The sequence below is a fragment of the Microbacterium sp. GW823-FHT02G05 genome (genome assembly GCF_058797175.1).
The window spans coordinates 1,837,869-1,859,982 of the sequence record NZ_JBXAJK010000001.1; the positions used below are offsets into that span (position 1 = coordinate 1,837,869).

Here is a 22,114-nt window from a genome sequence, read left to right on the forward strand (position 1 = left end):
GAACGGCGGGTGACGGATGCGTCGCGTCAGCCGCGCGCAGCCGTGACGCGCTTCTTCTCGCGGATGTAGACCTCGCGCCGCACCTTCGCGACGACATCGCCGTCGCGGTCGGTGATAACCGTCTCGAACCATTCGCGCACCGGCGCTCCGGCATGCGCGCGATCACGGATCTCCTGCGCCTTCGCCGCCGACACCTCGAACTCGGCGGTCAGCACGCCGCGGCCCGGTTTCAAGAACTCGATCTCGCCCTTCGTGTCCCAGACGACGTAGTTGCGCCCGAGCTGGTGCATCACGAGCATGAAGAAGTAGGGATCTGTCATCGCGGACATAGAGCCGCCGAACGCCGTCTTGACGTAGTTGCGCGTGAAGGCGTTGACGTGCAGCTCCACGGTCGCGTGCGTCCAGTCGTCGCTGAAACGGCGCACGCGGATGCCGCTGAAGAGGTTGGGAATCCACAGGCTCATGCCGATCGCGAGGCGGCGGGGTGTGATGCGCATGACAGCATCCTCCGCCGTCGGCTGGGGCTCTTCCGCATCGTTGGTAGGACTGCTATAAATGTTCTAGTTGAACTAGAACTAGCCAAGGTGATGCAGGATGCTCCTGACGATGGGCGCCCAGAGTGATCGACCACTCTTCGAGCAGGTCGCCGCCTCCGTGCGCGCTGCGATCGCCGCAGGTCGGGTGCGGCCCGGCGAACGTCTGCCACCCGCGCGCGAACTGGCGGCCGGTCTCGGCGTCAACCTGCATACGGTGCTGCATGCCTTTCAAGAGCTGCGCGACGAGGGACTGATCGAGGTGCGTCGCGGGAGAGGGGCGATCGTGACGGCTGCCGCCGCCTCACTCGCCGACCTGCACGCCGACGTTGAGGCTCTCGTCGCACGCGCTCGACGCCTGGGGATCACGCCCGACACCCTCGCCGCATTGATCAAGGAGACATCCGCATGACGCACGACCAGCGCCGCGCCCGCACCGCCGCTCTCTGGGTGGGGGTGATCGTGCCCTTGACGATCCTTGCGCTCGCCGCCGTCGTGGTTCTGGTGTGGCTCCCGGAGGTGCCCAACCCTTCGGCGATCCACTGGGGCACCGACGGCGCGGACGGCTTCGGTCCGCCCTGGATGAACCTCGGCCCCCTGCTCATCGGTGCCGCACTCGTCATCGTCTTCGCCATCATGGGCCATTTCGCCGAACGGCTTCCGCAGCATCAGGAAGGACCGGCGACGCTGTTGCCCCGTTCCCAGGACCCGTCGTTCACAGCGCGATTCCTCGCCGCGACGAGCCTGGGCCTCGCCAGCATGATGGCTCTGCTGACGCTCGTGATCGTCGGCTCGCAGCGCGGACTCGAGGATGCGCAGGACGCGCCGGACATCGGTGTGGCGGTGCTGGTCGCCTTCGCGGTGCTGGTGGGCGTCACCGCCCTCGGCTGGTTCCTGCAGCCCGCGAGTCCGAAGCCGGAACCGCGCAGCGGTCCTGGTGCGGCGCCGCTTCCCCTGGCGGATGGCGCCAGCGCCGCATGGTTCGGATCCGCCACGCTGTCGCGCAGCGGAATCATCACGCTCGGTGTGTTGCTCTTCATCACCCTCGCCCTCGGCGTCGGCCTCGTCGCCGTCGATGCCGCGGCAGGGTGGATCCTGGTCGCCACGGCAGTCGTGCTGATCCTCCTGATGCTCGCGACCTCCGTCTTCCACGTCCGCGCCGACAGTGCGGGGCTTCACGTCCGAGGTGCTCTCGGCTGGCCTCGCTACGAGATCCCGGCCGGTGAGATCGCCTCGGTGCGGGCTGTTGCCGTCAATCCCTTCGCCGAATTCGGCGGATGGGGAATCCGCTGGGGTGTCGACGGACGGTTCGGCGTCGTCCTGCGCACCGGCGAAGGAATCGAAGTGACGCGCAGCAACGGAAAGATCATGGTCGTCACGGTCGATGACGCCACTACCTGTGCGGCTGTGCTGAGCACCGCCGCATCCGCTCGAAAGGACGACGCATGACCTCCTCGCCCGCTCACTCTCTTCGGAAGGTCCCGTGGGGCGCGGTCGCGCTCTTCGTTGTGACCGCCTGCGCGCTCGCTTGGCTCGTCGCACTGCCCCTCTGGCTGGGCGAGGGGCTGGCGGCACCCATCGCGCCGCTGCTGCTGCCTCTCATGATGTGGACCCCCGCGGTCGCAACTCTGATCGTGATGCTCGCACTGCGCGTTCCCGCGAAGGGGGAGCGGGCGCGGTTCCTGGGGCTGTGGCCCCTGCGCCCCGCCAAGCGCGTCGTCTGGCTCATCGTCGCCGGATGGCTCGCACCTGTCGTGCTGATCGTGCTCATCGTGGCGGCATCCGCACTGCTCGGGCTGGCTCAGCCGGACTTCACCTTCGCGGCATACGCTGCGCTTCTCGAATCTGCGACACCGGCGGGCGCCCCACTCCCGCCCGTTGAAGCGCTGGTCGTCGCACAGCTGGCCATGGTTCCCCTCGGCGCTCTCATCAACAGCGTTGCCGCATTCGGCGAGGAGATCGGGTGGCGCGGCTGGCTGCTGCCAGCGCTCCGTCCCCTCGGCACCTGGCCGGCGCTCGTTCTGAGCGGCGCGATCTGGGGGCTGTGGCATGCGCCGATCATCCTGCTCGGCTACAACTTCGGCCGTACCGACATCACGGGAGTGCTGTTCATGATGGGCGGATGCGTCGCCTGGGGCGTCTTCTTCGGATGGCTGCGCCTGCGTTCGGGCTCGGTCTGGCCGGCGGTCGTCGGGCACGGTGCACTCAACGCCGCGGCCGGGCTCATCCTGCTGCTGCAACCCATCGGAACCCCGTTCGACCTGGCGATCGTCGGACCGCTGGGCGTTGTCAGCTGGGGCGTCCTCGCCGTCGTCGCGCTCGTCCTCGCACTCACCGGTCAGTTCCGCACGCAGCCCGCGCTCGCTCCGCGTCGCGAGCGCGTGGTGGCGCCGCCTGCCGCAGAGACACCAGCGCCGTGATGCTCCGTCGGCCCCTTGACGGCGATGCGCCCAGCGACTTGGCTGAGGAGCATGGCGCAACCGACACCGCAGAACTGGGCAGCGGCCGATGAACTGCTCGCTGACCTCCTCGTAGGGCACGATCCGGCGCTGGAGGCGACGCTCGCGGCGCAGCATGCCGCGGGACTCCCGGCGATCGAGGTTGCCCCCGTCTCCGGCAAGCTGCTGCACCTCCTCGCGCGCCTCGGAGGTGCACGCCGAGTGCTCGAGATCGGAACGCTCGGGGGCTACTCCACGATCTGGCTCGCCCGCGCCGTCGGTGAGGCCGGCCGTGTGGTCACGATCGAGGCCGAGGCACAGAATGCCGCCGTGGCGCGCGCGAACATCGATGCCGCGGGGGTGGGAGAGCGCGTCGACATCCGCATCGGCCGCGGTGCTGAGGTCCTGCCGACCCTCGTGCCGGGCTTCGATCTGATCTTCATCGACGCCGACAAGGAGTCGAATACGCTCTACCTCGACTGGGCCGCAAAGCTCGGACATCCGGGGGCACTGGTCGTCCTCGACAACATCGGCCGTGACGGGGAGATCCTCCGCGCCGACAGCACCGACTCCAAGGTGCAGGGCACTCTCGCGGGCCTGCGGATGCTGGGGGAGGACCCGCGATTCGACGCCACAGCCCTGCAGACCGTCGGCCTGAAGGGCTGGGACGGCGTCGCACTCGCCCTGCTCGCCTGAGCGCATCCGCGCACACGGCTAGACTGACCACGGATCGACGTCGCTCCACCACACCCTTCCCCCTGAGCAAGGAGCACATACGTGGCACAGATCGAGGCTGTAGGCGCTCGCGAGATTCTCGACTCGCGCGGTAACCCGACCGTCGAGGTGGAGGTGCTTCTCGATGACGGTATCGTGCAGCGCGCCGCCGTTCCCTCCGGTGCGTCCACCGGCGCGTTCGAGGCATACGAGCTTCGCGACGGCGACAAGAGCCGTTACGGCGGCAAGGGTGTCCTGAAGGCCGTCGAGGCCGTCATCGACGAGCTCGGCCCGGCGATCGAGGGCATGGAAGCCAGCGAACAGCGCGTCATCGACGAGATCCTCATCGAGGTCGACGGCACCAGCAACAAGGGCCGCGTCGGCGCCAACGCGATCCTCGGCGTGAGCCTCGCCGTCGCCAAGGCGGCCGCAGACTCCTCCGACCTCCCGCTCTTCCGCTACCTCGGCGGTCCGAACGCGCACCTGCTGCCCGTTCCGCTCTTCAACGTCATCAACGGCGGCGAGCACGCCGACAACGGCATCGACATGCAGGAGTTCTTCCTCGCTCCGATCGGCGCAGAGACCTACGCAGAGTCGCTCCGCTGGGGCGTGGAGACGTACCACGTGCTCCGCAGTGAGCTGAAGGCCGCCGGCTACGCCACGGGCCTCGGCGACGAGGGTGGCTTCGCGCCCGACCTGCCCAGCAACCGCGAGGGTCTCGAGTTCCTCATCAAGGCGATCGAGAAGGCCGGTTTCACCCCGGGCAAGGACATCGCGCTCGGCCTCGACGTCGCTGCGACCGAGTTCTTCAAGGACGGCGTCTACCGCCTCGACAACAAGGACTGGACCGGCCCCGAGCTGATCGAGTACTACGTCGGCCTCGTCAACGACTTCCCGATCGTCACGATCGAGGACGCACTCGCTGAGGACGACTGGGACAACTGGAGCCTCCTCACCGACGCCCTCGGCAAGAAGGTGCAGCTCGTCGGCGACGACCTGTTCGTTACCAACCCGCAGCGCCTCGCCGACGGCATCAAGCGCGGCGTCGCGAACTCGCTGCTCGTCAAGGTCAACCAGATCGGGACGCTCACCGAGACGTTCGACGCCGTCAGCCTCGCGCAGCGCTCGGGCTACACGGCGATGCTCTCGCACCGTTCGGGTGAGACCGAAGACACGATGATCGCCGACCTCGCCGTCGCCACCAACGCGGGTCAGATCAAGACGGGTGCGCCTGCTCGCAGCGAGCGTGTCGCGAAGTACAATCAGCTTCTGCGCATCGAAGAAGAGCTGGGCGACGCGGCGGTCTTCGCCGGCGCTTCGGCCTTCCCGCGTTTCTCCGCCTGAGGCGAGACGAACGCGCGAACGCACTGAGCACTGAACGGAGGGGGAGCCATGTCACGACGACCGGCTCCCCCTTCGTCGTCTCCGCGCACGACGGGTCGCACAGCGGACAGAGCTCGACCCGAGACCGGCACGATCGACGTCCGCGGCTGGGTCAGCGGCATCCGTCTCTCGACCTTCATGGTCATCATGCTCTCGCTGGTCGTCCTCGGCGCCTGGGTGCTGGTGCCCACCCTCGGCACGTACATCGAGCAGCGGCAGAAGATCGCCGCACTGGAGCAGGCCGTCCACGTCAGTGAAGAGCGCATCGCCGAACTCAAGGCCGAACGTGATCGCTGGAACGACCCGGCGTACATCACGACGCAGGCGCGGGAGCGCCTCTACTACGTCAAGCCGGGCGAGATCGTGTATCTCGTCGACAACGACCTCGACCCCGATGCGCTGCCTCGCGAGCAGGAGCCGGTGAGCGGCGAGCTGAAAGAGCGCGAGGCGGATTGGATGCCGCAGATCCTGCGCACGCTCGCCGCATCGGGCCTCGCGCAGACCGTCACCGGGCCCGAGACCGAGACGCCCGCTCCGTGATCGACCGCTCGCGGTCGTGCTTTCTGAGTCATCTCTGAGAATCGTTCAGCACCCCTCCCGTACCCTGGAGGGGTGACCACGCCTCCTTTCGCTCCGCCCACCGCCCAGGAGATCGCCGTCGTCTCGGCGCAACTGGGACGTGAAGCCCGGGGCGTGGTGGGAATCGCCGCGCGCTGCGTCTGCGGCAACCCGACGGTCGTCGCGACGACGCCGCGGCTTCCGGACGGCACACCGTTCCCCACCTTCTACTATCTGACCCACCCGGCCGCGACGTCCGCGATGTCGACACTGGAAGCGACCCAGGTCATGCCGGAGTTGGCCGCGCTGCTGGAGGACGACGAAGAGATCGCGGCCGCCTACCGACGTGCGCACGAGGCTTTCCTCGCCGATCGTGCGCCCTTCGGCGAGGTGCCCGAGATCGCCGGTGTCTCTTCCGGGGGCATGCCCACCCGGGTCAAGTGCCTGCATGCACTCGCAGGTCACGCTCTCGCGGCAGGTCCCGGTGTCAATCCCATCGGCGATGAGGCGCTCCGCCGCTCACGCTGGAGTCCCGAGCGCTGCGAATGCGTCACACCAGGCGCGGCCCTTGCGGGCGCAGAGACCACGACCACGGGCTGAGCCGGCCGCACTGCCGCAGCGCGCATCGAAGAGCGAGGGGGAGGCATGAGAGCACGACGACTGCATACGCGGGTCTTCGCCGCGCTCGGCGTGCTCACCGTCTCGTTCACGCTGTTCGCCGCGACACCCAGCCCCGCACCGACGATCCCGGATAAGCCGAGCGACCCGACCCGTGCACAGGAGTACTGGCTCGACGGCGCGCGCATCCGCGAGGCGTGGAAGACGACCCGCGGCGCCGGAGTGACGATCGCGGTCATCGACACGGGGATCGCCCGGGGCCCGGCGGCTTTCGCAGGCGCGGTCACGGACGGGACGGATGTCTCGGGCAACGGCTCCGCGGACGGTCGGACGCCACTCGGGCCTATCGACAGCGACCACGGGTCGCGGGTGGCGTCTCTCGCTGCCGGCCGCGGTGCGCCGGATGGCACCGGCATGATCGGTGTCGCTCCGGAGGCCAATCTGCTCTCGATCTCGCTCGGGTTCGGTGCCTCGGCCACCGTGCCCTTCACCACGCAGGTGGCCGAGGCGATCATCTGGGCTGTCGACAACGGTGCCGATGTGATCAACCTCTCGTTCACGATGAACACGCTCGGCTGGGATCCCAGCTGGGACAAGGCGTTCCTGCATGCGTTCGAGAACGACGTGGTCGTGGTCGTCGCCGCCGGAAACCGCGGGAGCGGTACGACCGTGGTCGGGGCGCCCGCGACGATCCCGGGTGTGCTCACCGTGGGTGGCGTCGACCAGCACGGCACCGCGAGCCAGTCGGCGTCGACGCAGGGCATCACGATCGCCGTATCTGCCCCCAGCGAAGGACTGCTGGGTGTGACGGCGGCGGGCACCGTCGAACGCTGGAACGGGACCAGTGGCGCCGCACCCATCGTTTCCGGCATCGTGGCACTCGTGCGTGCCGCGCACCCCGACATGGACGCCGCGAACGTCATAAACCGGGTCATATCGACGGCGCGTCCCGCGCCTGCCGCGACCAGCGTGCCCGATCCGCTGTACGGGTTCGGCCTCGTCGACGCGGCTGCGGCTGTCAGTGCCGAGGTTTCGACGGTGGAGGAGAATCCGCTGGGAAGCCTCGCGGAATGGGTGCATCTGCATCGTCGCGCCCCCTCGGAGCCGATTCCCGTGCCGACGTCCGCACCCGTCGCTCTGCCGCCCGTTCCGCAGGCGGACCAGCCGACGAAAGCCGACAGCCCGCTCATTCCCACCGTCGAGACATTGACATATGGCACACTTCCGCTCTTGGCACTCACCGCGGCTGGTATTCTTGTAGCGCTTGGCGTCACTGCAGCTGCCCGGCGCATCCGATTGGCGCGCGATCGACGCACGTCTGCCCAATGACGACGAGGAGTTGTCCCCCTGTGCCCAAGATTCTGATTGTCGGTGGCGGCTACGCGGGCTTCTACACGGCTTGGAAGCTCGAGAAGCACCTTCGCAAGGGTGAAGCGGAAGTCACGATGGTTGACCCGCTCCCGTACATGACCTACCAGCCCTTCCTTCCTGAGGTGGCCGCAGGGTCTATCGAGGCTCGCCACGCGGTCGTCGCACACCGTCGTCACCTCAAGCGCACCAACGTCATCACGGCGAAGGTCACCGGCATCGATCACGCCAACAAGGTGGCGACGATCACCCCTGAGCTCGGCGAGCCGTACGAGTTCGCGTACGACCAGATCGTCGTGACCGCCGGCGCTGTTTCCCGCACCTTCCCGATCCCGGGCATTGCAGACAACGCGATCGGCCTCAAGACGATCGAAGAGGCCGTCGCCGTGCGTGACCGTCTCATGTCGAACTTCGACCGCGCAGCGTCCCTGCCGGCCGGACCCGAGCGTGACCGCCTGCTGACGGTCGTCGTCGTCGGTGGCGGTTTCGCGGGCATCGAGGCGTTCGCCGAGCTGCGCTCGCTCGCCTCGGCACTCGTGTCGAAGTACCCGCAGCTGAGCTTCGATGACACGCACTTCCACCTCATCGAGGCGATGGGGCGCATCATGCCCGAGGTGTCGCTGCCGACGAGCGAGTGGGTTCTCAAGGACCTCGCCAAGCGCGGCGCATTCGTGCACCTCGACACGCAGGTCACCGGAGCAGTCGACGGCAACGTCGAGCTGTCGACCGGCGAGGTCATTCCCACCGATCTCATCGTGTGGACCGCCGGTGTCATGGCGAACCCGACGGTCGTCCGTGGTGGCGACCTTCCCGTGGAAGAGCGCGGTCGCATCGCGACGCGCGCAGACCTGCGCGTCGGTACCGCTGAGGCTCCCGTCGAGGGCGCATGGGCCGCGGGTGACATCTCGGCTGTTCCCGACCTCACGGGTGGTGGCGTCGGCGGCTACTGCGTTCCGAACGCACAGCACGCGGTGCGTCAGGCCAAGCTCCTGGCGAAGAACCTCGTCGCCGTCCTCCGCGGTGAGGAGCCGAAGGAGTACTTCCACAAGAACCTCGGTGCTGTCGCAGGCCTCGGTCTCTACAACGGTGTCTTCCAGTCCGGCAAGATCGCGCTCAAGGGCTTCGTCGCCTGGATCGCGCACCGCGGCTACCACGGCCTCGCCATGCCGTCGTGGGAGCGCAAGTTCCGCGTGCTGTGGGGCTGGTGGAACAACCTGTGGCTCGGCCGCGACCTCGTGAACCTGCAGACCGTGCAGAACCCGCGCTATGTCTTCGAGGAGTTCGCTGCGCGCCCGCGTCCGGCCGTCACCACCGAGACCGTGAAGACGGTCGAGGCGAAGCCTGTTGAGAAGGCTGCCGCTCCGGTCGCCGACAAGGCGACGAAGAAGCCCGCCGCCAAGGCCGCTGCGGCCAAGCCCGCGACGGCCAAGGCCGCCGCTGCGAAGCCCGCGGCCGCGAAGGCTCCGGCTGCGAAGAAGCCTGCGGCCAAGAAGGTCGCTGCGAAGTAGCATCCGCTGATGGTGTGAAGGGCTCGTACTCCTCGGAGTGCGAGCCCTTCATCGTCACAGTGCCCCCACTGGGACTCGAACCCAGACTGAAGCGATTTTAAGTCGCCTGCCTCTGCCATTGGGCTATGGGGGCGCACCGGCTAGCCTATCGAGCGATTCGACGGCATCAGGCCGTAGGGTGGGGGAGTGCTCGACCTCACCGCCGACCAGAGCCACACCGATCACGGCCGCTCCGGTGCCCCACGTCCTGACCGACATGCCTGGGACGATCCTGCCCGCTGGTGGCCTCGTCTCACAGCCGCCACGGGGCATCTGCCCGCGCCCGTGGCGGTCATCGATCTTGATGCCCTGCGCTTCAACGCCATGGACATGGTCGTGCGCTCAGGCGGTCTGCCACTGCGGGTGGCGACGAAGTCTGTGCGCGTGCGCAGCGTCATCGACGCGGTGCTGCGCGTTCCCGGATATCAGGGGCTGCTCTGCTTCACTCTGGATGAGGCGCTCTGGCTGTCGGAGTGGCACGACGACATCGTGCTCGGCTATCCGACGGCCGATCGCGCGGGTCTCGCCCGACTCGTGGCGGATGAGCAGGCAGCGAGCCGGATCACGCTGATGATCGACAGCCTGGAGCAGCTGGATTTCATCGACGAGGTCGCGCCCCCGCAGCAACGACCGCGACTGCGCGTGGCGATCGACGCGGATGCGTCATGGCGTTCCGCCGCACTCGGTCACATCGGCGTCTACCGCTCGCCTCTGCATTCGGTTGCGGACGTGGCGGCTTTCGCGCGGAAACTCACAGAGCGTGAGGGCTTCCAACTCGTGGGCGTCCAGATGTACGAGGCGCAGATCGCCGGTCAGGGCGACCAGACCGGAGCATCCGATGCGCTCATCCGTTTCGTGCAGGCGCGCTCGAAGGATGAACTGCGCGAGCGTCGTGCCGGGATCGTGGAGGCGCTGACTGCGCTCGTACCGCTGGAGTTCATCAACGGCGGAGGCACCGGATCGCTCGAGTACACCGGCGCCGACGAGGTGCTGACCGAGGCGAGCGCGGGCAGTGGGCTCCTCGCCGGTCACCTCTTCGACGGATATCGTTCGTTCCAGCCGGCCCCGGCGGCGGCGTTCGCCTTCGATGTCGCGCGACGACCGGCATCCGACATCGCGACCGTGCTGGGAGGCGGTTGGATCGCGTCCGGACCTGCCCAGACATCACGTCAGCCGATGCCCGTGTGGCCAGCAGGGCTGCGCACGATGCCGCGGGAAGCGGCCGGAGAGGTGCAGACACCGCTGCAGGGAGCATCGGCTGCGGACCTGAGGGTGGGAGATCGGACCTGGTGGCGGCATGCCAAGAGCGGAGAACCCGCCGAGCGGATCACGCACTACCACCTGATCGACGGTTCGGAGATCGTCGATGAGCTGTTGACGTATCGCGGTGAGGGAAAGGCGTTTCTATGACGCAGATCGGCGGAACCTGGCAGAACTGGGGCCGCTCGGCGTCGGTGCGCCCGCAGCGGGTGGAGCGTCCCCGCAGCCCTGAGGGCGTCCAGCGTGCCGTGGTGGCGGCAGCCGCGCATGGCCTTCGGATCAAGGCGGTCGGCGCAGGGCACAGCTTCACCGGGATCGCGGTCGCACCCGACGTGCTGCTGGAGCTCGACGAACTGCAGGGGCTGTCGCGGGTCGATGAGCAACGCGGACGTGTGACGCTCCTCGCCGGAACGCGCTTGCATCGCATCCCCACGTTGCTCGCACCGTACGGTCTGGCGATGGAGAATCTCGGCGACATCGACCGGCAGTCGATCGCCGGGGCGATCTCGACCGGCACACACGGCACCGGGGCCGGGTTCGGTGGCATCTCGACACAGGTCGTCGGGGCGACACTCATCACGGCGGCGGGCGACTTTCTCACGATCGATGAGACCCAGAACGCCGAGTTGCTGCCGGCGGTGGCGCTCGGGCTCGGAGCGCTCGGGATCCTGGTCGACGTCACGCTGCAGTGCGTCCCCGCGTTCGTCATGCATGCGATCGATCAGCCGGCGCCGCTCGACGACGTGCTCGCAACGCTGAACGATCGTGTGGCGGCGTCTGATCATTTCGAGTTCTACTGGTTCCCGCACACCGACGTCGCCCTGACCAAGCGTCAGGACCGGCTCCCGGAATCCGCTGTTCGCGCTCCGCTCCCGGTCGTCGGCAAGTGGGTGGATGAGACGTTGCTGTCCAACGGCATCTACCGCGCAGTCTGCGCGGCAGGGGTGGTGGTCCCCGCCATCACGCCTGCGTTCAGCCGCCTTGCGGTGAAGCTCACAGGAGACCGCGAGTACACCGACCATTCGCATCGGGTGTTCACGCAGCACAGGAACGTCCGGTTCCGCGAGATGGAGTACGCGCTGCCGGTGGAGAACGTCGTTGCCGCGTTTCGTGCGGTGCAGACCCTCGTCCGGAAGCGCGGGTGGAAAATCGAATTCCCGATCGAAGTGCGTTTCGCGAAGAGCGACGACATCTGGTTGTCGACGGCCCACGGCCGCGAGAGTGCATACATTGCCGTGCACCGCTACTGGCGGCACGACCCCCGGTCCTACTTCGATGCCGTCGAGCAGGTCATGCTCGAGCACGGTGGACGTCCGCACTGGGGCAAGCTGCATTCGATCGGCGCTTCTGAGCTCCGCGATCGCTACCCGCGCTTCGACGATTTCGTCGCCCTGCGCGATCGGATGGACCCGGAGCGCCGCTTCGGAAACCGCTATCTCACTCGCGTCCTGGGCGAGTAGCGGGCGGACACTGCAACTTCGCAGACGCCATGCAGGGTGTCCGCATAGGATGAAGCAACTGAGGTGAAAGGGGGGTCGCCCCACATGGAGGCGCTCATTCCGGTAGTCGTCGTCGTCGGCGTTTTGGTAGTTTTGGTCGCCGCGCTCGGAATCTACCTGTGGTCGACGTACAACGCACTCGTCCAGCTCAACGTGCGCGTTGACGAAGCATGGAGCGGCATCACGGTGCAGCTGAAGCGCCGTGCCGACCTGATCCCCAACCTCATCGACACCGTCAAGGGCTATGCGGCTCATGAGAAGGCTGTGTTCGAGAACGTCACCCGTGCGCGAGCAGAGACGCTCAATGCTGCGGGCCCCGCCGAGGCGGGCGTTGCTGAGGGGCACCTTCAGCAGGCGATGCGCAGCCTCTTCGCGGTCGCCGAGGCCTATCCGCAGCTCCAGGCGAGCCAGAACTTCCTGCAGCTGCAGCACGCGCTCGTCGACACAGAAGACAAGATCCAGGCTTCGCGTCGGTTCTACAACGGTGGCGTGCGCGAGCTCAACACCAAGATCAAGGTGTTCCCGAACAACCTGTTCGCGCGACGTCTCGGCTTCACCGAGCGCGAGTTCTTCGAGGTCGCCGACGCGGCGGCCATCGCAGAGCCGCCTCGCGTGCAGTTCTGAGCGAGGTCTTCACGTTCACGCGCCCCGTGGCTTTGGCCGCGGGGCGCGTTGCTGTCTCAGGAAGGGCGCGCTGCGGCACGCGGATGCTCGTGCCGGGTGAAGGATCCGAAATGCGCGGTGTGGCCGTCCAGAATGCGGGCGAGATCGTCTGCAGCATCGCCCCAGCGTGACACCGACACATGCTCCAGCTGCTGCCAGCGTGCGGCGGTGAGCAGCTCGGCAGCGATCGCGGGCGCGTCCGCGGCGGGCTTCGCGCTCGGCTCCCACCACGCAGACTGCACCTGCAGCGTCGAGGTCGCGCGATCCGCCTTCAGATCGACGCGGGCGACAATGCGGTCGCCGACGAGAACCGGAAGCGAGTAGTAGCCGTAGCGTCGCAGATGGGCGGGAACGTAGATCTCGATGCGGTAGTCGAGTCCGTAGAGCCGCAGCGCCCGCTCTCGGAACCACACGACGGGGTCGAACGGCGAGAGAACGCTCGCTGCATCGATGCGTCGCGGCAGGGCCGCGTCTCTGTGGCGCCAGGCGGGAAGTGGGCGTCCGCCCTTCTCCCACCCGCGAACGACGGTCGGTATGAGCAGTCCCTCGTCGGTGAGATCGCGCAGCGCCTGCTGCACGAGCGGACGGTCTTTGACGCGGTAGTAGTCGGCGAGGTCACTCTGGGTGGCCACGCCCAGGGAGCGCGCGGCACGTTGAACCAGCTCGCGGATCGCGTCGGCGCGGGCCACGGGTGGAGCCTGCGCCGCTGATGGGATCACATCCTCCGCGAGCGCGTAGCGACGTTCGAAACCCTGTCGTCCGGCGATCGCCACCTCGCCGATGCGCCAGAGGTGCTCGAGCGCATGCTTGACCTCATCCCAGTCCCACCAGGGACCGCGGTTCTTCGGGGCGTCTCCGCGGATGTCGACCGGCCGCGAGGGGCCGCGCGCAGCCAGTTCATCGCGCACCCACGCGAGGGTGCGTGCATTGTCGCCTTCGAGCCATGTGTGGCCGTAGCGCCGCCGATAGTCCTGCATGCGGAAGTCCCAGAGCGCCCAGTCTGCAACGGGAACGAACGTCGCCTCATGTGCGAGGTACTCGACGTAGCGCCCTCCGCCGGACAGGAACGTGCGATCGAGCAGCGAAGGATCGTATGCACCCAGCCGGGCATAGAGCGGCATGTAGTGCGCGCGTGCGAAGACATTGACCGAGTCGATCTGCAGGACACCGAGCCGATGCATCGCGGTGTGCAGGTGCCGTGCCTGGGGTGCGGTAGGACGGCGGCGGGAGAATCCCTGGGCGCCCAGGGCCATGCGCCGCGCCTCTGCGGCTGAGAGAGAATCCGTCACGTCGTCAGCGTATCGGCCACCTCGGACACCGCCCCGCCGAAGACGGATGAAATGTCGCCCACCTCGCGCCCTAAACTGAGGTGATGACAGAAGAGAATCGTCCTCGCGTGCGTGATCTCTTCCGCATGCGCACCGTCTCCGGCGAAGTCGAGCAGTCGCTTCCTTCGGGGCTTCGCATCGCCACGGCCTATGCCTGGCGGCTCCTGATCATCGCCGCCGCGATCGGCGTCGTCATCTGGCTGGTGATCCAGCTCAAGTATCTGGTGATTCCGCTCCTGATCGGACTGCTCATCGCAGCACTGCTGTGGCCTGCATTCGAGGCGCTGCAACGTCGGCGCGTGCCCAAGTGGCTTGCGATCGTGATCGTGGTGGTGGGAACCATCGCCATCGTCGCCGGGCTCCTCTGGCTCGTGATCTGGCAGATCGTGCAGCAGGCAGACGACGTGCGCACGCGCACCGTGCAGGCGCTCGATGAGTTCCAGAACTTCCTCGTCACGGGGCCGCTCCAGCTCTCCGCAGAAGAGATCCAGGGGTACATCGAGCAGGGGCTGGCGCTTCTCCAAGAACAGGCGCAGCTGCTGTGGAGCGGGGCCCTTGCGATCGGCTCTACCTTCGGACACGTCGTCACCGGCGGCCTGCTGGCTCTGTTCATCCTGCTCTGCATCCTCGCAGATGGTGCCGGAATCTGGCGGTGGACGGTACGCCTCTTCCCCCGCGATGCGCGCCCCGCGATCGATTCCGCGGCACGCAACGGCTGGCGCACGGTCGTGAACTACGCGCGCACGCAGATGCTCGTCGCCACGATCGATGCGGTCGGCATCGGCCTGGGCGCGTTCCTTCTCGGAGTCCCGCTGGCGATCCCCGTCGCCGTTCTCGTCTTCCTCGGCTCCTTCGTGCCCATCGTCGGTGCCGTGCTCACCGGAACGCTCGCCGTGTTCCTCGCGCTCGTCTACAACGGACCATGGATCGCCCTGTGGATGCTCGTTGTCGTCCTCGGCGTTCAGCAGCTCGAGGGCCACGTCCTGCAGCCCATCCTCATGGGTTCGGCCGTGAAGGTGCACCCGCTCGCCGTCGTCCTCGTCGTCGCCGGCGGTGCGATGATCGCCGGTATTCCCGGCGCGCTGTTCGCCGTGCCCCTCGCCGCGTTCGTCAATGTCGTCGCCGTCACCCTAAGCAGTGGTGCCTGGCGTACCGGAGCCCCACCGCCTGGGGATCTCATCTGGAGCACCGTGCCGCGCACGAGAAAGGACGCTCGTTGACCACTGTCACCCCCGCCGCCGATACCCAGACTCCGGATGCGTTCATGATTCCCACGCTCGCCGAGATCGAAGAGGCAGCGAAAGGCCTTGCTCCCGTCATCTCGCACACCCCGGTGCTCCCCTCGCGAACCCTCAGCGATGCGCTGGGGTCGCCCGTGCTGCTGAAGATGGAGAACCTGCAGCGCACCGGATCGTTCAAGGTGCGCGGAGCCACGCATCGCCTCTCGCGTCTGACCGCCGAAGAGCGTGCGCGTGGAGTCGTCACGGCGTCCGCGGGCAACCATGCACAGGGCGTCGCGCTCGCGGCGCAGATGCTCGGCATCCCTGCCACGATCTTCATGCCGCTGGGCGTGCCTGTGCCCAAGCTGCTCGCGACGCGGGGTTACGGGGCAGAGGTCGTCCTCGAGGGCGAGACCGTCTCCACGTCGCTGCGGCTGGCCGACGAGTTCGCCGAGCGCACGGGCGCCGTGGTCATCCACCCCTTCGACCACCGTGATGTGGTCGTCGGCCAGGCCACTCTGGGACTGGAGCTGCTCGAAGACGCTCCCGAGACCGACACGATCATCATGGGCATCGGCGGCGGCGGGCTCATCGCCGGCGTCGCCTCCGCGGCCAAGGCCGCCGCGGCCCGCGCCGGACGGACGGTGCGCGTGATCGGCGTGCAGGCGGAGAACGCTGCTGCGATGCCGCCGTCGCTGGCCGCAGGACACCCCGTCGAGATCGAGACGCACCCGACGATCGCGGACGGCATTCTCGTGGCGCGGCCAGGAGCAGTGCCCTTCGAGATCATTCAGGAACTCGTCGACGAGGTCGTCACCGTCACGGACGATGACATCGCCCGCGCGATCCTCGTTCTGCTGGAGCAGTCGAAGGTCGTCGTGGAACCGGCTGGAGCCGTGGGCGCTGCGGCGATCCTCGCGGGGAAGATCAAGGACGCCGGCACCACGATGGTGGTGCTGTCCGGCGGGAACATCGATCCGCTGCTGCTGCAGCGTGTGGTCTCGCACGGGCTCGCGGCATCCGGTCGCTACCTGACGATCCGCATCCCGCTGCCTGATCGGCCCGGTCAGCTCTCGCGGGTGTCCGAGCTCGTCGCGACAGCCGGCGCGAACGTGATGGAGGTCATGCACACGCGTCACGGACAGGGCCTGCAGATCAGCGAGGTCATCCTGCAGCTCAGTATCGAAACGCGCGGCGCAGAGCACTCGGAGCTTACGCTCGAGACCCTGCGCCGCGCGGGATACAACCCGATCGTCGTACCCGACTGAGTAGACCTGACGCGGGCTGGGTACGGACTCAGCCCGCGTAGGTGTCGACCTTCAGCACCTCGACGGCGATCGAACGGCCGTTGGGCGCCTCGTAGGCGGTCTTGTCTCCGACCTTGAGGCCCATGATCGCGGTGCCGAGCGGACTCGCTTCGCTGTAGACATCGAGATCATCGCCGGCGGCGATCTCGCGGCTGCCGAGGAGGAACGTCTCTTCGCCACCGGCGACGATCGCCGTGACGACCGTTCCGGGCTCGACGATGCCGCGGCTCTCGGGAGCCTCGCCCACCTTCGCCGTCTTCAGCAGGTGCTCCAGCGTGCGGATGCGCGCCTCCTGCTTGCCCTGCTCGTCTTTCGCGGCATGATAGCCGCCGTTCTCCTTGAGGTCGCCCTCTTCACGGGCAGCCTCGATGCGCTTGGCGATCTCATCGCGACCGGTCGTCGAAAGCATCTCCAACTCGCTGGCGAGTCGGTCGTACGCTTCCTGCGTAAGGAAGGGAACCTGGGCGTCGTTGGACACGGCGCAACTCCTTCATTCGTGGCCCCGCAGGCAGATGCGCGGGGATATGCCAAGACGCCCCGGAGTGTTCCGGGGCGTCGGGTTTCACGATGATCCTAAGCGACCCAGCAGGTGTTCACCAAACCCGTCGTCGCCTCGGCGACGGTGGGGATTCGCTCGGTGAAGGCGCGGGCGCGCGACTCGGAGGGGGAGTACTCGACGATGCGCCAGCCGACGATGCCGAACTCCTCGTCGAGGGCCTCCAGGGCGCAGTAGACGGGGCGGTCGTGCGGGGCGACGATCTGGAAGTCGATCGTGACACTGTGCTCATCGGCGACATGGAAACCGAGATCGGTGATGTCGACGGCGTCGATGGAGCTGCGTACTGTGATCCACCCGCCGATGACGATGGCGATGACGGCGAGAAGCCCGCCGATCACCCAGGGGAGGCGTCCTCGGCGGACGCGACCGTATCGCTCGTCGAGGTGCTGGCTGGTCGTCACGAACACTCGTTCCAATCGTTAGGCTGGTACTTCTAGGCTAAGTGCTTCGCGCACGGAAGGCGGACACATGATCGACGCGCTCGTGCGTGCAGTGACCTCGACCCCCACTCCGACGCCCACGGTCGATCCCGACCTGGTGACGCCGGGTCCGATCGGCTTCGCAGCGATCGTGATCGTGCTGATCGCGGTCATCCTCCTGATCGCCGACATGCAGCGCCGTATCCGTCGCGTGCGCTATCGCGAAGAGGTGCGCGCCGAACTGGATGCGGAAGAGGCAGCCGCGGCCGAGGGAGCAGAGCCGCCGGCGAAGCCCGTGGATCCCGAGGCGCCGGAGGCGTCCGACTCCTCACGCTGACCGAGACGGCGGCGCGAGGCGTCAGCCTGGGAGACCGAGTGACGGCGAGAGCGGCGCGAGGGCGATGAGCAGGCATGCCGTCCAGTGGCAGAGGAATGCCAGGACGGTGCACACGTGGAAGATCTCGTGGAAGCCGAATCGACCCGGCCACGGATTGGGCTTCTTGACGGCGTAGACGACGGCCCCCGCCGTGTAGAGCAGACCTCCCACACAGACCAGCACCATCATCGCCACATTCGCGATGACGAGATCGACCATGTACATGACCGCAGCCCAGCCGAGCAGCAGGTACAAGGCGACATAGAGCCAGCGCGGGGCGTTGATCCAGAAGACGCGGAAGAGGATCCCGAGCAGGGCGCCTCCCCAGACCAGGAACAGCAGGAGCGTGCCCTTCTCCGGAGGGAGTGCGAGCACAGCGATCGGCGTGTACGTGCCGGCGATCAGCAGCAGGATGTTCGCGTGATCGATCCGCTTCAGGATGACCTTGACCCTCGGCCGCCAGTCGAAACGGTGGTACAGGGCGGAGTTTCCGAAGAGGAGAAGCGACGAGGCCATGAAGACGGCCGATGCCCATTTGGCCGGTGCGCCCTGAGCCAGGACGATCAGCACGGTGCCCGCCGCGATCGCGACCGGGAAGGTCCCGGCGTGGATCCACCCCCGCCACGTCGGTCTGATCTCGACGTGCGCATCGTCCGCTGCCTCATCGAGCAGCGGCAGCTGGGGAACGTCGGGGACCGGGGGATCGTGTCGTCGGGTCACGTTGCACACTCTATGTCGGCGCGCATGCCGCGCACGGTACATATCCAGGCATGCGCGCGGTAGCGTGGGACCGTGAATGCGCGTGTGGATGAGGGGCGCGGGCCTCTCTATCGGCTGTACAGCCGACGGCTCCGTCGCCGACTCGATCCCGCGACGATGCCACGACACGTTGCCATGATGATCGATGGCAACAGACGCTGGGCGCGCCAGCTGGGACTCGCGACGGCCGCACATGGTCATCGCGCCGGTGCGGCGAAGATGCGAGAGTTCCTCGAGTGGTGCGACGATCTCGGCATCCCCGTCGTGTCGCTGTATCTGCTCTCCAGTGACAACGTCACCAAACGTGACAGCCAGGAGATCGAAGATCTCATCGAGATCATCGCAGAGCTCGCCGACTCGCTGTCGCATGCGCGCAATTGGCGGGTCAAGCACGTCGGACGCACCGACCTGCTGCCACCACCCCTTGCGCGCGTGCTCGCGGAGGCGGAGGAGCGCACTCGCGACAATACGGGGCTGCATGTGAACCTGGCCGTGGGATACGGCGGGCGTGCAGAGATCGTCGACGCGGTGCGCAGCATCATCGCGCAGCACGAGGCCTCCGGCGGCAGGTTGGAAGATCTCGCGGCCCACCTGACACCCGAGATGATCGGGGAGCACCTCTACACCGGTGGGCAGCCCGATCCGGATCTCGTCATCCGCACGAGCGGCGAGCAGCGGCTGAGTGACTTCCTGCTCTGGCAGAGTGCACACAGCGAGTTCTACTTCGTGGAGGCGCTGGGCCCCGACCTGCGCGAGGTCGACTTCCTCCGGGCGATCCGTGACTACGCCGACCGCGACCGCCGTTTCGGACGGTAGATCTCCGCACCCCTCGGCGGCGGCTCTGCGTCTCGCTTCCGTGGGAGAATTGCAGGATGAGCGCTCTCGAGGAGTACCGGTCGACCTTCGGCGAGGAGTACGGGTACCTGAACTGGGCGGCATACGGTCTGCTCTCTCCGGCGATCACGGCAGAAGCCGTCGCCGACGCTGAACTTCTCGGGAGCCCGCGTCCCGCGTCGCACACGCTCGTGCATGACCGCGTCCCCGAGGCGCGCGAGCTGCTCGCCGAGATGCTCGACGTGTCCGCCGACACGGTGACGCTGCAGCCGTCCGCCACGTACGGCCTCATGCATGCACTGTACGGGCTGTCCGGTGTGGTGCTGGCCGCATCCTCGGAGTTCCCCAGCATCACGGTCACGCTTGAGCGCGCGGCCGCGTTCGGCAAAGCACGGGCGCGGTGGATGGACTTCGATGACGACGACCCGCACGCGGGCTTCGTGACACCGGATGCTGTCGCCGCGGCCCTCGACGACGATGTGACGGCGCTTGTCGTGAGCCATGTCGACTTCCGCACCGGATATCGCACGGACCTGTCCGCCCTGCGTGAGGTCCTCGGCCCGGATCGTCTGCTGATCGTCGACGCCGTGCAGTCCTTCGGCGTGATCGAGGCGGACTACGCCGCGGCGGACGTCATCGTCGGCCACGGCTACAAGTGGCTGCGGGCAGGTCGGGGAACAGGCTTCGCCACGTTCTCTGCCCGAGCCCGAGAGCGCATCACGCCTGTGCTGTCGGGCTTCGGCGGCGTCGACGGGGGTCTGCCCCTGGACATGCTCCCTGCACCGTCGCCGAGTGCGAACGCCTACACCGTGGCGAGCCCCGACCAGCTGGCAGTGGCCCGCCTCGCGATGGGCCTCACGACGGCCCGCGATGCCGGTGTCGCGGCGATCGAAGCGGCCCTCATGGAGCGTACCGACCGCCTGTTCGAGATCGCGGACTCCTACGGGATCGCGGTGCAGACGCCCCGCGCGCACGAGCAGCGCGCAGGCATCGTCAACTTCCTGCCGGAGAACCCGGCGCAGCTCGCGGCAAGCCTCGCGAATGCCGGCGTCCGAGCGACGGCCCGCGGCGTCAGCATCCGAGTCTCGGCCCACGTCGGCACGAGCGATGACACGCTCGCGCAGCTCGACGAGGCCATCGGCTCTGCCGGATACGAGAAGTTCACCTCCGAGTAACAGATTCGCCGCGTGTCGATCCGAATACGGACCGGGTGCGCGCCGTACCTTCATGGCATCGGGCACGGTGCCCGATCGGGTCGGCCTTCTGGATCGCGACTCGTGGCCCTGGCCGATTCGCCTAACACCGGGAAAACCCGGGTCGGGAGAGGGTCGTGGCCGCACACACCGCACAACAGGACACTCGTTCAGCACCGCACAGCGCCCGTCGCACGGGCACCGCGGACACCTCCGATCAGCGCCTTCGCACCTACGTGCTCGACACGTCCGTGCTGCTGTCGGATCCGCGGGCGTTCTTCCGCTTCGCAGAGCACTCGATCGTGGTTCCGGTCGTCGTGATCAGCGAGCTCGAGAGCAAGCGGCACGATCCGGAGATCGGCTACTTCGCCCGTCAGGCGCTGCGTCACCTCGACGAGCTGCGCGTCGAGCACGGGCGCCTCGACTTCCCGGTGCCGGTCGGGGACGGCGGCACGCTGCGGGTGGAGCTGGCGAACACGGATGCCTCGGTGCTTCCGAGCGGCATCCGCCTGAACGACAACGACAGCCGCATTCTCGCTGTCGCCATGCACCTGTCCCAGGACGGGCAGGACGTGACCATCGTCTCCAAGGACCTGCCGATGCGGGTCAAGGCGGCATCGTTGGGTCTCATCGCCGAGGAGTACCTCGCGGAGCAGGCCGTCGACTCCGGCTGGAGTGGCATCGCGCCGCTGCCGCTGTCGGGCGACGAGATGAGCGACCTCTACGAAAGCGAAGTCGGGGTGAGTGAGGCCGCGCGCGGCCTGCCGGTGAACACGGGCCTCATCATCCACTCGGAGCGCGGATCGGCGCTCGGTCGCGTGGTCGGCGACGGCGAATTCGCGCTGGTGCGCGGTGACCGTGAGGTCTTCGGCCTGCACGGACGCTCAGCGGAGCAGCGGATCGCCATCGACCTTCTGCTCGATCCGGAGGTCGGCATCGTCTCGCTCGGCGGTCGCGCGGGCACCGGCAAGTCCGCGCTCGCCCTCTGCGCCGGATTGGAGGCCGTTCTCGAACGGCAGCAGCAGCGCAAGATCATCGTCTTCCGTCCTCTGTTCGCCGTCGGTGGGCAGGAACTCGGCTACCTCCCGGGCGACCAGGGCGAGAAGATGGGGCCGTGGGGTCAGGCGGTCTTCGACACACTGGGCTCCGTCGTCTCCGGCAACGTGCTCGAAGAGGTCGTCGCGCGCGGCATGCTCGAGGTTCTGCCGCTGACGCACATCCGTGGACGCTCCCTTCACGACGCCTTCGTGATCGTGGATGAGGCGCAGTCGCTCGAACGCAACGTGCTGCTGACGGTGCTGAGCCGCATGGGCCAGAACTCGCGTGTCGTGCTGACTCACGATGTCGGGCAGCGGGACAACCTGCGCGTCGGCCGGCACGACGGAATCGCCTCGGTCATCGAGACGCTGAAGGGTCACGCGCTCTTCGGCCATGTCACGCTGACCCGCTCCGAGCGGTCGGCGATCGCGGCCCTCGTCACGGAACTGCTGGAGGGCGGCGAACTCAGCTGAGGCCGGCAAAGAAAGAGGGCGGATGCC

At 67.6% G+C, this 22,114-nt stretch carries 23 protein-coding genes and 1 tRNA gene; 18 read left to right on the forward strand and 6 right to left on the reverse strand.

The genetic code is table 11. From position 1 onward, the window contains the following. Positions 1-26: 26 nt before the first annotated feature. Complete coding sequence (locus AC1REM_RS08935; protein WP_492514303.1) at positions 27-497, reverse strand: PaaI family thioesterase; 471 nt, start codon at positions 495-497, stop codon at positions 27-29. 97 nt (positions 498-594) lie between these two features. Here AC1REM_RS08935 and AC1REM_RS08940 point away from each other — a divergent pair, with 97 nt between their 5' ends. From AC1REM_RS08940 to AC1REM_RS08980, 9 genes are all read left to right on the forward strand, one after another. Beyond that, a complete protein-coding gene (locus AC1REM_RS08940; protein WP_492514304.1) occupies positions 595-945 on the forward strand; it encodes a GntR family transcriptional regulator in 351 nt (116 codons plus the stop codon). After that, a complete protein-coding gene (locus AC1REM_RS08945; RefSeq protein ID WP_492514305.1) occupies positions 942-1,982 on the forward strand; it encodes a hypothetical protein in 1,041 nt (346 codons plus the stop codon). The genes AC1REM_RS08940 and AC1REM_RS08945 overlap by 4 nt, the downstream gene beginning before the upstream one ends. Further along, positions 1,979-2,953, forward strand: coding sequence for a CPBP family intramembrane glutamic endopeptidase (locus AC1REM_RS08950; RefSeq protein WP_492514306.1), 975 nt, complete (start codon positions 1,979-1,981; stop codon positions 2,951-2,953). The genes AC1REM_RS08945 and AC1REM_RS08950 overlap by 4 nt, the downstream gene beginning before the upstream one ends. 51 nt (positions 2,954-3,004) lie before the next feature. Next, the gene (locus AC1REM_RS08955; protein WP_492514307.1) at positions 3,005-3,667 is read left to right on the forward strand and encodes an O-methyltransferase; all 663 of its coding nucleotides are present in this window, start codon (positions 3,005-3,007) and stop codon (positions 3,665-3,667) included. Positions 3,668-3,748: 81 nt separating this feature from the next. Beyond that, the gene (gene eno, locus AC1REM_RS08960) at positions 3,749-5,029 is read left to right on the forward strand and encodes a phosphopyruvate hydratase (RefSeq protein WP_492514308.1); all 1,281 of its coding nucleotides are present in this window, start codon (positions 3,749-3,751) and stop codon (positions 5,027-5,029) included. 48 nt (positions 5,030-5,077) lie between these two features. Continuing rightward, the gene (locus AC1REM_RS08965) at positions 5,078-5,608 is read left to right on the forward strand and encodes an FtsB family cell division protein (RefSeq protein WP_492514309.1); all 531 of its coding nucleotides are present in this window, start codon (positions 5,078-5,080) and stop codon (positions 5,606-5,608) included. 72 nt (positions 5,609-5,680) lie between these two features. After that, positions 5,681-6,226, forward strand: coding sequence for a DUF501 domain-containing protein (locus AC1REM_RS08970; RefSeq protein ID WP_492514310.1), 546 nt, complete (start codon positions 5,681-5,683; stop codon positions 6,224-6,226). A 45-nt stretch (positions 6,227-6,271) separates the two neighbouring features. After that, the gene (locus AC1REM_RS08975) at positions 6,272-7,573 is read left to right on the forward strand and encodes a S8 family serine peptidase (protein WP_492514311.1); all 1,302 of its coding nucleotides are present in this window, start codon (positions 6,272-6,274) and stop codon (positions 7,571-7,573) included. A gap of 20 nt (positions 7,574-7,593) precedes the next feature. Further along, positions 7,594-9,120, forward strand: a complete 1,527-nt coding sequence (locus tag AC1REM_RS08980; protein ID WP_492514312.1) for an NAD(P)/FAD-dependent oxidoreductase — start codon at positions 7,594-7,596, stop codon at positions 9,118-9,120. A 60-nt stretch (positions 9,121-9,180) separates the two neighbouring features. Here the strand turns inward: AC1REM_RS08980 and AC1REM_RS08985 are convergent. Then, positions 9,181-9,253, reverse strand: a tRNA-Leu gene (locus AC1REM_RS08985). A gap of 53 nt (positions 9,254-9,306) precedes the next feature. Here AC1REM_RS08985 and AC1REM_RS08990 point away from each other — a divergent pair. From AC1REM_RS08990 to AC1REM_RS09000, 3 genes are all read left to right on the forward strand, one after another. Next, the gene (locus AC1REM_RS08990; protein ID WP_492514313.1) at positions 9,307-10,569 is read left to right on the forward strand and encodes an alanine racemase; all 1,263 of its coding nucleotides are present in this window, start codon (positions 9,307-9,309) and stop codon (positions 10,567-10,569) included. Continuing rightward, positions 10,566-11,879 (forward strand): D-arabinono-1,4-lactone oxidase, encoded by a 1,314-nt coding sequence (locus AC1REM_RS08995; RefSeq protein WP_492514314.1) that lies wholly within the window; start codon positions 10,566-10,568, stop codon positions 11,877-11,879. The genes AC1REM_RS08990 and AC1REM_RS08995 overlap by 4 nt, the downstream gene beginning before the upstream one ends. Before the next feature lie 84 nt (positions 11,880-11,963). Beyond that, positions 11,964-12,542 (forward strand): LemA family protein, encoded by a 579-nt coding sequence (locus AC1REM_RS09000; RefSeq protein ID WP_204939501.1) that lies wholly within the window; start codon positions 11,964-11,966, stop codon positions 12,540-12,542. A gap of 56 nt (positions 12,543-12,598) precedes the next feature. Here AC1REM_RS09000 and AC1REM_RS09005 read toward each other — a convergent pair whose 3' ends face one another. After that, positions 12,599-13,870 carry a winged helix-turn-helix domain-containing protein gene (locus AC1REM_RS09005; RefSeq protein WP_492514315.1) on the reverse strand — a complete coding sequence of 424 codons (1,272 nt, stop codon included), beginning with the start codon at positions 13,868-13,870 and terminating at the stop codon, positions 12,599-12,601. Positions 13,871-13,953: 83 nt separating this feature from the next. Here AC1REM_RS09005 and AC1REM_RS09010 point away from each other — a divergent pair, with 83 nt between their 5' ends. After that, complete coding sequence (locus AC1REM_RS09010; protein WP_204939503.1) at positions 13,954-15,129, forward strand: AI-2E family transporter; 1,176 nt, start codon at positions 13,954-13,956, stop codon at positions 15,127-15,129. A gap of 44 nt (positions 15,130-15,173) precedes the next feature. Continuing rightward, positions 15,174-16,397 (forward strand): threonine ammonia-lyase, encoded by a 1,224-nt coding sequence (gene ilvA, locus AC1REM_RS09015; RefSeq protein WP_492514488.1) that lies wholly within the window; start codon positions 15,174-15,176, stop codon positions 16,395-16,397. Positions 16,398-16,425: 28 nt separating this feature from the next. Here the strand turns inward: ilvA and greA are convergent, their stop codons facing one another. Both greA and AC1REM_RS09025 read right to left on the reverse strand, forming a co-directional pair. Further along, positions 16,426-16,914 (reverse strand): transcription elongation factor GreA, encoded by a 489-nt coding sequence (gene greA / locus AC1REM_RS09020; protein ID WP_204939504.1) that lies wholly within the window; start codon positions 16,912-16,914, stop codon positions 16,426-16,428. Between the two features lie 95 nt (positions 16,915-17,009). Then, positions 17,010-17,396: a DUF4307 domain-containing protein gene (locus AC1REM_RS09025; protein ID WP_492514316.1), complete on the reverse strand. Its 387-nt coding sequence runs from the start codon at positions 17,394-17,396 to the stop codon at positions 17,010-17,012. 67 nt (positions 17,397-17,463) lie between these two features. On the opposite strand from AC1REM_RS09025, the gene AC1REM_RS09030 reads away from it, so the two are divergent. Beyond that, the gene (locus AC1REM_RS09030; protein WP_492514317.1) at positions 17,464-17,751 is read left to right on the forward strand and encodes a hypothetical protein; all 288 of its coding nucleotides are present in this window, start codon (positions 17,464-17,466) and stop codon (positions 17,749-17,751) included. A 21-nt stretch (positions 17,752-17,772) separates the two neighbouring features. Here AC1REM_RS09030 and trhA read toward each other — a convergent pair whose 3' ends face one another. Then, entirely contained in the window at positions 17,773-18,510 is a 738-nt protein-coding gene (gene trhA, locus AC1REM_RS09035; protein ID WP_492514318.1) for a PAQR family membrane homeostasis protein TrhA, read from the reverse strand. A 72-nt stretch (positions 18,511-18,582) separates the two neighbouring features. On the opposite strand from trhA, the gene AC1REM_RS09040 reads away from it, so the two are divergent. The 3 genes from AC1REM_RS09040 (at position 18,583) to phoH2 (ending at position 22,087) form a co-directional block, all read left to right on the forward strand. Then, positions 18,583-19,365: an isoprenyl transferase gene (locus AC1REM_RS09040; protein ID WP_492514319.1), complete on the forward strand. Its 783-nt coding sequence runs from the start codon at positions 18,583-18,585 to the stop codon at positions 19,363-19,365. A gap of 56 nt (positions 19,366-19,421) precedes the next feature. Then, a complete protein-coding gene (locus tag AC1REM_RS09045; protein WP_492514320.1) occupies positions 19,422-20,558 on the forward strand; it encodes an aminotransferase class V-fold PLP-dependent enzyme in 1,137 nt (378 codons plus the stop codon). 155 nt (positions 20,559-20,713) lie between these two features. Continuing rightward, a complete protein-coding gene (phoH2, locus tag AC1REM_RS09050; protein WP_492514321.1) occupies positions 20,714-22,087 on the forward strand; it encodes an RNA 5'-3' helicase PhoH2 in 1,374 nt (457 codons plus the stop codon). Positions 22,088-22,114: the final 27 nt, after the last annotated feature.

Coding starts and splice junctions, on each gene's coding strand:
- AC1REM_RS08935 (WP_492514303.1), bottom strand. CDS start 497: ATGCGCATCACACCCCGCCGCCTCGCGATCGGCATGAGCCTGTGGATT.
- AC1REM_RS08940 (WP_492514304.1), top strand. CDS start 595: ATGCTCCTGACGATGGGCGCCCAGAGTGATCGACCACTCTTCGAGCAG.
- AC1REM_RS08945 (WP_492514305.1), top strand. CDS start 942: ATGACGCACGACCAGCGCCGCGCCCGCACCGCCGCTCTCTGGGTGGGG.
- AC1REM_RS08950 (WP_492514306.1), top strand. CDS start 1,979: ATGACCTCCTCGCCCGCTCACTCTCTTCGGAAGGTCCCGTGGGGCGCG.
- AC1REM_RS08955 (WP_492514307.1), top strand. CDS start 3,005: ATGGCGCAACCGACACCGCAGAACTGGGCAGCGGCCGATGAACTGCTC.
- AC1REM_RS08965 (WP_492514309.1), top strand. CDS start 5,078: ATGTCACGACGACCGGCTCCCCCTTCGTCGTCTCCGCGCACGACGGGT.
- AC1REM_RS08975 (WP_492514311.1), top strand. CDS start 6,272: ATGAGAGCACGACGACTGCATACGCGGGTCTTCGCCGCGCTCGGCGTG.
- AC1REM_RS08995 (WP_492514314.1), top strand. CDS start 10,566: ATGACGCAGATCGGCGGAACCTGGCAGAACTGGGGCCGCTCGGCGTCG.
- AC1REM_RS09000 (WP_204939501.1), top strand. CDS start 11,964: ATGGAGGCGCTCATTCCGGTAGTCGTCGTCGTCGGCGTTTTGGTAGTT.
- AC1REM_RS09010 (WP_204939503.1), top strand. CDS start 13,954: ATGACAGAAGAGAATCGTCCTCGCGTGCGTGATCTCTTCCGCATGCGC.
- ilvA (WP_492514488.1), top strand. CDS start 15,174: ATGATTCCCACGCTCGCCGAGATCGAAGAGGCAGCGAAAGGCCTTGCT.
- AC1REM_RS09030 (WP_492514317.1), top strand. CDS start 17,464: ATGATCGACGCGCTCGTGCGTGCAGTGACCTCGACCCCCACTCCGACG.
- AC1REM_RS09045 (WP_492514320.1), top strand. CDS start 19,422: ATGAGCGCTCTCGAGGAGTACCGGTCGACCTTCGGCGAGGAGTACGGG.